General features: G+C 64.6%; 6 protein-coding genes and 1 pseudogene. 6 read left to right on the top strand and 1 reads right to left on the bottom strand.

All coding sequences use genetic code 11. The features are described from left to right. From EN893_RS15260 to EN893_RS15240, 5 genes are all read left to right on the top strand, one after another. Nucleotides 1–915 (top strand): FAD-binding protein (locus tag EN893_RS15260; protein WP_164900892.1); only part of this gene is annotated, 915 nt, incomplete at its 5' end. Next, entirely contained in the window at nt 912–1,238 is a 327-nt protein-coding gene (locus EN893_RS15255; protein WP_127270526.1) for a ferredoxin family protein, read from the top strand. The genes EN893_RS15260 and EN893_RS15255, both read left to right, overlap by 4 nt. Nucleotides 1,239–1,270: 32 nt before the next feature. Continuing rightward, nucleotides 1,271–2,107 carry an ABC transporter ATP-binding protein gene (locus EN893_RS15250; RefSeq protein WP_127270530.1) on the top strand — a complete coding sequence of 279 codons (837 nt, stop codon included), beginning with the start codon at nt 1,271–1,273 and terminating at the stop codon, nt 2,105–2,107. Between the two features lie 12 nt (nt 2,108–2,119). Next, nucleotides 2,120–3,016 (top strand): ABC transporter permease, encoded by an 897-nt coding sequence (locus EN893_RS15245; protein WP_128361627.1) that lies wholly within the window; start codon nt 2,120–2,122, stop codon nt 3,014–3,016. Nucleotides 3,017–3,052: 36 nt separating this feature from the next. Then, entirely contained in the window at nt 3,053–4,072 is a 1,020-nt protein-coding gene (locus EN893_RS15240; RefSeq protein WP_127270899.1) for an aliphatic sulfonate ABC transporter substrate-binding protein, read from the top strand. Between the two features lie 49 nt (nt 4,073–4,121). On the opposite strand, the gene EN893_RS15235 is transcribed toward EN893_RS15240, so the two are convergent. Further along, nucleotides 4,122–5,150, bottom strand: a complete 1,029-nt coding sequence (locus EN893_RS15235; protein ID WP_127269506.1) for a LacI family DNA-binding transcriptional regulator — start codon at nt 5,148–5,150, stop codon at nt 4,122–4,124. 337 nt (nt 5,151–5,487) lie between these two features. Between EN893_RS15235 and EN893_RS15230 the strand changes: the two are divergent. Further along, nucleotides 5,488–5,895, top strand: a pseudogene (locus tag EN893_RS15230) (sugar ABC transporter substrate-binding protein); the annotation flags it as partial.

Raw genomic sequence — 5,895 nt, 5'->3', positions numbered from 1 at the left:
ACTTCCTCCTCGCGGTCGCCGATGCCGTTACGCAACGGCTCGCCGATCCTCGGGCCGACCGGCGAGCCGTTGCGTAACGGCATCGGCGACCGCGAGGAGGAAGTGGCGCGCGCGCTGATCGACGGCCCGGTCTACGCGCGGCTCGATCAGGCCGAGCCGGCGCTGCAAGGCTGGCTGCGCCAGGGCCAGCCGAACTGCTTCGTGCCCTATGACCGCGCCGGCATCGATCCGTTCAGCGAACTGTTCCGTATCACCTTGCGCGCCGAAGGCACGGTGCGCGGCACCGGCGGCATCGACATCGTCTCCGACGATTGCGCCACCGGCGTGCCCGGCCTCTATGTTGCCGGCGATGCCGCCAGCCGCGAGATGATGACCGGTGCGCTATCAGGCGGCGGCGCCGTCAATTCATCCTGGGCGCTGGCCAGCGGCTGGTGGGCCGGCAAAGGTGCCTCGACCCATGCCAAGCGCCGGACCGGCAAGGCGTTCCGCAGCGCGGTGCAATCGCTCGGCCAGGCCGGCTTGCGTCCTGCATCATCGGCGAGGGCCGACATCTCGGCGGGCGAAGTTATCGAGGCGGTGCGTAGCGAAGTCACGCCGCTCGACAAGAATTTCTTCCGCACTGGCGAGGCCCTGGAGAAAAGCGGCGAGCGGCTGGAGAGTGTCTGGCGCGACGTGCGCAGCCATCTGCAAGGCGAGGGGCTGGACCGGGTCCGTACCCGAGAGGCAGCTTCGATCGCCGCTGCTGGGCGTTGGTCCGTGGCCGCCGCGCTGCACCGCACCGAGAGCCGCGGCATGCACCGCCGCACCGATCTGCCGGGCAAGAGCCCGGCCTTCGCGCACCGGCTGGTCATCACCGGTGTGGATGCGTTCCGCATCGCAGGTGCGCCTGAGCGGCTGGCGGAGCTGGCGTCATGATCGAGATCGTCTCGGCCACGCGCTGCGTCGAATGCGACATCTGCGTCAAGGTGTGCCCGGCCAACGTCTTCGACGCGACCGACAATGGCGTGCCGGTGATCGCTCGCCAGGAGGACTGCCAGACCTGCTTTCTTTGCGAGATCTATTGCCCGACCGACGCGCTTTATGTGGCCGAGTTCGCCGAAGGGCCGACCGGCATCACGGAAGCTCAGGCCGACGCCCGCCAGATGTTCGGCTCCTATGCCCGCGCGCTTGGCTGGAAGCGCGGCAAGGCGGGCGGCTCGGAATTCGACCCGACGCACCGCATCCGCGTGGCGCAGTGAACCGATCGGAGACAGATATGGATCGCCCGAACATGGACCGGATCGTCGTCAGCGACATCAGCAAGACCTTCCAGCTCAAGCCGGGGCAGTTCGTCACCGTGGATGGCGAGGCGACCGACCGCGTCACCGTGCTCGACGGCGTCGATCTTTCCATCCGCAAGGGCGAGTTCATCACGCTGGTCGGCCCGAGCGGCTCGGGCAAGTCGGTGCTGCTCGATATCATTGGCGGGCTGACGCAGGCGACCGGCGGCAACGTCCAGCTCGACGGCAGGCGCATCACCAGGCCCGATCCAAAGACCGGCTATGTCTTCCAGCAATATGCGCTGTTTCCCTGGCGCACGGCGCTCGCCAACATCGAATATGCGCTGGAAGTGCGCGGCGTGGCCAAGGCCGAGCGTACCGCCACAGCCCGCCATCTGTTGGCGCTGTTCGGCCTTGCCGGTTTCGAGGACCGTTTTCCCAACCAGCTGTCCGGCGGCATGCAGCAGCGTGTGGCGATCGCGCGTGCGCTGGCCAGCAACCCGGAAGTGCTGCTGATGGACGAGCCGTTCGCGGCGCTCGACCAGCAGACGCGCGAGCTTCTGCAAGGCGAGCTGCTGCGGATCTGGGGCAAGATCAACACCACGGTGATTTTTGTCACCCACTCGATCGACGAGGCGATCTTCCTCGCCGACCGCGTCGTGGTGATGACGGCACGGCCGGGCGCGGTGAAAGAGATCATCGACATCGACCTGCCACGACCGCGCGACGGCGACATCCGCGCCAGCGCCGAATTCAATCTATATCGCGCCCGCGTCTGGGACGTGCTGCGCGACGAGGTCAACAAGGCGCAGAAGGACTGGACCCTGTCGCCAGCCTTCAGTCACTGAGGAGCTGGACCAATGGCCTATCTGACCGAGAAGTTTGGCTCCGCGGGAGCGCTCCACCTGTTTGCCGGCGCTGGCGAAACGGTAGCCGCCGCCAGGGTCCCGGCCATCAAGGCCAGCGCCAAGATCCGGAGCAAGAAAGCAAGCCACGGCACGTTCCTCTATGGCGTGCCGCTGCTCGGCCTGTTCTTCCTGCTGTGGGAGATCGCGCCCCGACTCGGCTGGCTGAACCGCATCTTCTTTCCGCCGCTGAGCGAGGTGCTGGTCGCCTGGTGGGCGCTGCTCGCTTCGGGCGTGCTGATCGAGCATATCGGCATCAGCCTGCAGCGCGCCGCGATCGGCTTCGCACTCGGCGTGGTGGTGGCCATCCCCCTCGGTCTGTTGATGGGGCGCTATTCGTTGTTCGAGAAGGTTTCCGACCTCCTGGTGCAGACGCTGCGAAACACATCGCAATTCGCACTGCTGCCGGTGTTCATCCTGTTGCTCGGCATCGGTGAGGAATCGAAGGTCGCGATCACCTTCTACTCCTCGGTTTTCTTTCTCCTCGTCAACACGATCAGCGGCGTCAAGTCGGTGGATCCGCTGCTGATCAAGGCGGCGCGCTCGATGGGTACGTCCGACTTCGATCTGTTCCGCAAAGTCATCCTGCCGGCCAGCATTCCCTCGATCGTCGCCGGCGCCCGGCTGGCGGTGAAATCCTCGCTGTTCGCGGTCATCGGCGCCGAGATGCTGGCGGCCAAATCCGGCCTCGGTTTCCTCATCCAGAACTCGCAGCTGATGATGGAAACGGCCGACATGCACGCCGGCATCCTGACGCTGACCGCCATCGGCCTGACCGTCAACTACCTGCTCGTCTGGTTCGAGCGCTGGGCAACAGCCTGGAAAGGCCAGTCCGAGACCTCGCTCATTTAAGCGGTCCATTCATTCCAACCAGGAAGGATTTTTCCCATGCCCAACATTCCATTCGACGCACTTCGCCGGCTGCTGCTGAAGGGCGCTATTGGCGTCGTCATCGGCCTTGGTGGCATGCCTGCCTTCGCGCAGGACAAGCCTGAAATTATCCGCATCGGCAGTACCGCGCCGGGGCATCTCAAATTCATCCTCGCCCAGAAGGACGGCTGGTGGGAGAAGGAGTTCGCCAAGGACGGCATCAAGGTCGAACTGGTGACTTTCAATGGCGGTTCGGAGGCGACGACCGCGCTGGCCACCGGTGCGATCGAATTCACCTATACCGGCAACAATCCGGCGCTGCGGGTTGCTGCGTCCGGCGCCGACGTCAAGCTGATCGGCCTGTCGAGCTATGTGAAGGCCGGCGGTTCCTACATCGTCGTCAAGACCGGCTCGCCGCTGAAGACGCTGCAGGATCTCAGGGGCAAGAAGGTCGCCTATCTCACCGGCACGGTGCGGCATTCGAACTTCAGCAAGGCGCTGAACAGCGTCGGCCTGACCACCAATGACGTCGAAGGTCTGAACCTGCCGTTCGAGGCATCCGGCCCGGCGTTGCTGCGCGGCGATATCGACGCCATTGTCGAGACCGATTCGACGGCGGCCAAGCTGGTCGACACCGGCGAGGCGCGCGTCCTGTTCGACACCAGCACTCATCCGGAATGGAACGTGCCCAACGTCATCTCGGTCAACGGCGCCTTCGCGGCGAAATATCCCGATCTGGTCAAGCGGCTGCTGAAGGTCGATATCGAGATTTCGCGTTGGGCCGATGCCCATCCGGACCAGACGATCAAGACCTTTGTCGAGGCCACCAAGTCGTCGGAAAAATCCGTCCGCAAGACCTATGCCGACGGGGTGTTCCATCAGGATCCGAAACTCACGGACGGCGCGATCGCCGCCTTGCAAGGCGAGGAGAAATTCATGGCCAGCGCCGGGCTGCTGAAGGGCTCGATCGACTATGGCAAATGGGTCGACAAGAGCTTTGTCGATGGCGCCGCGGCTGAAGTCGCTGCCGTCCAATAGACTAGAAGCATCGAGCGGGCGGGCGCTTTGCGGCGCCGCCTCGTACAGGTCAAATCTCCGGGATGTTCTCCTTGAAGATCACCTGCAGCCTTGGTTGGTGCAGTTCATAGGGCAGTCCCCGGACCGCATGGATCAGGGTGTTGAGCGCTTCGCGGGCCTCGACGCGCGGGTTCTGGTCGATGACAGCGTCGAGCGTGCCGTCGAGCAGAAGGTCCTTGGTCCCGTCCGTCACTTCGTGGCCGAGGAAGACCATGGACTGGGCGCGGTCGCGCTCCTTGAGCGCGCGGGCGATGCCGGTGTTGCCGGCGCCGACATTGTAGATCGCGGCAAGGTCGGGGTGCCGCTCCAGCAGGGCCGATGCCTCCGAATAGGCCTTCTCGCGATCGTCGAGCATTTCGCGCATTTCGACGATCTGCAGATTGGGTGATTCCTCGGTCAGCACGTGGCGGAACCCCATCTCGCGTTCTTCGTGGCCGCGATAGGACAGCGAACCTGCGAACAGCGCCACCTTGCCCGGACGCCCCGATCCCATGAAGCGGTTGAGCAGATAGCCGGCCAGCCGCCCGGCGGCGCGGTTGTCGATGCCGATATACGCGACCCTGGGCACATGCAGGATGTCGGAAGCGATGGTCACCACCTTGATGTCGTTGGCCGACAGGGAGCGGATCGCTTCGCGCACCGTCGGATGGTCGAGTGCGATGACGCCGACGCCTTGCGTCTGTCCGCGCAGATCCTGCAGCAGGCGAGCGAGCCGGTCAGGATTGAAGCCCTCTATGGTGGCGATACGAACATCGAGGTCGGGCCGCGCCAGAGCCTGTGCCTCGATGTGGCGGTGCAGCATCTTGATGAAGGAATTGGTGCCGGCCGGCAGGGCGAAGTCGAGCCGGATGACCTCGCCGGGCGAGGGCCGTGGCGGCGTGCCGTTCGGGCCTTCGGCGATGTAGCCGAGGCGCTGCGCCATTTCGAGCACGATTTCCCGCGTGCGCGCCCGTACGCCGGGCCGGTTGTTGAGCACGCGGTCGACGGTGGCGGCCGAGACGCCGGCCTCCCGGGCTATGTCAGTCAGGGTGGAACGCACCGTCTTTCATCTCCTGCATGCGTCGGATCGGCTGGTGACGGCTTCCGCGTCATCGGCGATTCTGATGGGAAATGATGTATCCGCCCTTGGCCGATGTGCAAGCCGCCGGGCTAAATCAAATGGTCCGGCAGGGCTGCGCAGGGCCGGGAAGGGTCGGGTGCCCTCAAATTGAGGCATCCGGCTTGACGGATGGATCCCGTTTTTGTGCATTTTCCTTGCCCTATTGCGATGTTATGATGTGTTTTGATTATTTATGATGTTGACAGCCTTGCCATGCTGTCGTCAATATCCCTCATAAGGGTCGTGGAGGAAACGTGGCCCTGAGGGAGGAGTTTCAATGTCTGACTTGATCCGCATCTCGCGGCGCCGGCTGCTGGCATCTGGAGGAAAGGCGGCCGTCATGATGGCCGCTGCTGGTATCGCACCCCAATTCATTCGTCCCGGCCGTGCCTATGCGGCCGACGCGCTGGCGCCAGGCATGATCGGCGGCCCGACGGGCTTCGAAGGGGCCGAGCGCTACCAGTATGGCGCCGATACGCCGGAAGGCCGCGCCATCGAGGCGGCGAAGGCGCTGAAGGGCGCCGGCAAGGCGCCGACCAAGATCGTGCTCGGCCTGTCCGACGGCTCGATCGGCCAGCTCACGCAGCCGTTCCCGGCCGGTGCGCCGTCGATCAAGGAGCTGTGGGAAAAGGAAACCGGCATCGCGATCGAAATCGTCGGTCTGCCGAACGGCCAGGAATTCACC

This window comes from Mesorhizobium sp. M7A.F.Ca.CA.004.04.2.1, from assembly GCF_004022825.1.
GTDB lineage: Bacteria > Pseudomonadota > Alphaproteobacteria > Rhizobiales > Rhizobiaceae > Mesorhizobium.
The sequence above is the reverse complement of the archived record's forward strand: the minus strand, read 5'-3'. Positions and strand labels throughout refer to the sequence as shown.

Coding starts and splice junctions, on each gene's coding strand:
- EN893_RS15255 (WP_127270526.1), top strand. CDS start 912: ATGATCGAGATCGTCTCGGCCACGCGCTGCGTCGAATGCGACATCTGC.
- EN893_RS15250 (WP_127270530.1), top strand. CDS start 1,271: ATGGACCGGATCGTCGTCAGCGACATCAGCAAGACCTTCCAGCTCAAG.
- EN893_RS15245 (WP_128361627.1), top strand. CDS start 2,120: ATGGCCTATCTGACCGAGAAGTTTGGCTCCGCGGGAGCGCTCCACCTG.
- EN893_RS15240 (WP_127270899.1), top strand. CDS start 3,053: ATGCCCAACATTCCATTCGACGCACTTCGCCGGCTGCTGCTGAAGGGC.